The 1,657-nt window shown below is 42.2% G+C and carries 2 protein-coding genes; one reads left to right on the top strand and one right to left on the bottom strand.

Annotation, left to right across the window (positions count from 1 at the left end):
* Window positions 1-22: 22 nt before the first annotated feature.
* Window positions 23-430 carry a hypothetical protein gene (locus MC7420_RS34660; protein WP_006106660.1) on the top strand — a complete coding sequence of 136 codons (408 nt, stop codon included), beginning with the start codon at window positions 23-25 and terminating at the stop codon, window positions 428-430.
* 75 nt (window positions 431-505) lie between these two features.
* Here MC7420_RS34660 and MC7420_RS36060 read toward each other — a convergent pair whose 3' ends face one another.
* Complete coding sequence (locus MC7420_RS36060; protein WP_006106659.1) at window positions 506-1,375, bottom strand: AAA-like domain-containing protein; 870 nt, start codon at window positions 1,373-1,375, stop codon at window positions 506-508.
* Between the last annotated feature and the right edge of the window lie 282 nt (window positions 1,376-1,657).

Here is a 1,657-nt window from a genome sequence, read left to right as displayed (position 1 = left end):
GTAGTTTCACAGATTATGGTGATTGGGTTTTGTCGGTACAATTTCCAATCCCTCTCAAATTCAATTGAGTAATTTAAGTGCAACTGCTTTTAAAGGGGTAAGCTTATCGGGTAACTGCATAAACCAAGGGTACTTTACGTATGAGCAAAAACTTTTATCTGCCCGTTTGGGGTCTTTTTCATTGTTCTCGGTTACAGGTATTGATTTACAATATCGCTTAGTTTATAACCCTCCTGGACAAAGTAGCATTCAAATCTGTTGCAATTGTCCACTTGATCCTATTGATGACTGTCCAGATTTAAATATTACGATTCGTGGTACTTTGCTACCAGCTCGTCGGGGAACTGCTCGAATTAGTGGGGATTGGTGTAAGTCTTTGAGCTGCGATGGCAGTTATAACAAGTTTTTAAAAACTAGGGATCTTGAATGATAAGGCAAAAGCAACCTGCTGGAGCATACACCTATAATTTTAGATTATAGGTTTATACTACAAAACCATACTACATTAACAGAGTAGGGATTCTGTATACACTAAAACCTGGCGCAACTTACCCCAAATTGGGCGCGTTTTTGCCTCCTCATGTCGCGTTCGCAGCATCCCTAAAAACTCACCTGCAACATCTGGATACGGAAAAATTCGATCCACTTCATCTAACCCCAAAACCAGACAACTGTCTCCGGGTAACAGATGCTTTTCAAAATACGTCTTACACTTATTCTTACTATTGCCAATACTCTTCTGCCAATGTTCAGCAACTGGATTATCTGACAATGATTCTTGGTTCAGACTCAGCGTCACACTGGTACAGAACCATTGCAGAAATCGATTCAAATCTTGAAAATCCGTTGCAGTTGCATCCCGCAGATTCAAACTCACGGCGCGATAACCCTGATCCGCCGCATCATTCAACACCCGTGACATCAATTCCGTTTTCCCCATCTTCCACGGCGCTTTAATCCGCAGTAAACATCCCGGCTTCAGGATTTCCTGGTAACAGGTAGGCAGAATCCCCGGTTCAATATAACGATCTTGACAAAGAGGAGTCGCGATCGCACCAGAATCTGTCTCTAAATTTCTCAGTTGTTCTCCATGCTGTTGATATCGCACATACTCTCGCTTTAACCAGTCTCGCAAGCGCTTAAATTTACCCTTTTTCTCCGTATTCAGCGCCGGACAAGAATGGGAAAATGTCGCATAAATTCGTCCCATTCGCCGTTGCAGCGTCGCTTCACTGATATGCAAATCGTCAGCAATTTTGGCATCAAGTTCTCCCCAATTCTGTTCCGCAAAGCGCCAACAAAACACCTGTCTCTCATCGGCATCAAATATACCCTGACAATCTGCAATTTGTTGTAAAAATGTATCCCACGACATAAACAGCTAGAGGTATTCAATAATCATCAAAATTGTAGTGGCGTGGCACACCTAATTGGGTGGATTATAACTGTAGGGGCGCAGGTTGTGCGCCCAGAAAATCGCCAAAATCTATCCCACCATTTTAGCTGTGTCAGTCCAGTACCATAACTCTATTCAACTAGACTATCATTTATAATCCAATGATTAAAATGAACGTAGCTTGAGTCAACGATGCGAACCTTTATAGCGAAGACAGCGCAACGCTTAACGAATAAGCTGTTCGGTATTTAAACCTTAATA

Source organism: Coleofasciculus chthonoplastes PCC 7420 (genome assembly GCF_000155555.1).
Classification (GTDB): domain Bacteria; phylum Cyanobacteriota; class Cyanobacteriia; order Cyanobacteriales; family Coleofasciculaceae; genus Coleofasciculus; species Coleofasciculus chthonoplastes_A.
This window is presented reverse-complemented; position numbering and strand designations above follow the sequence as displayed.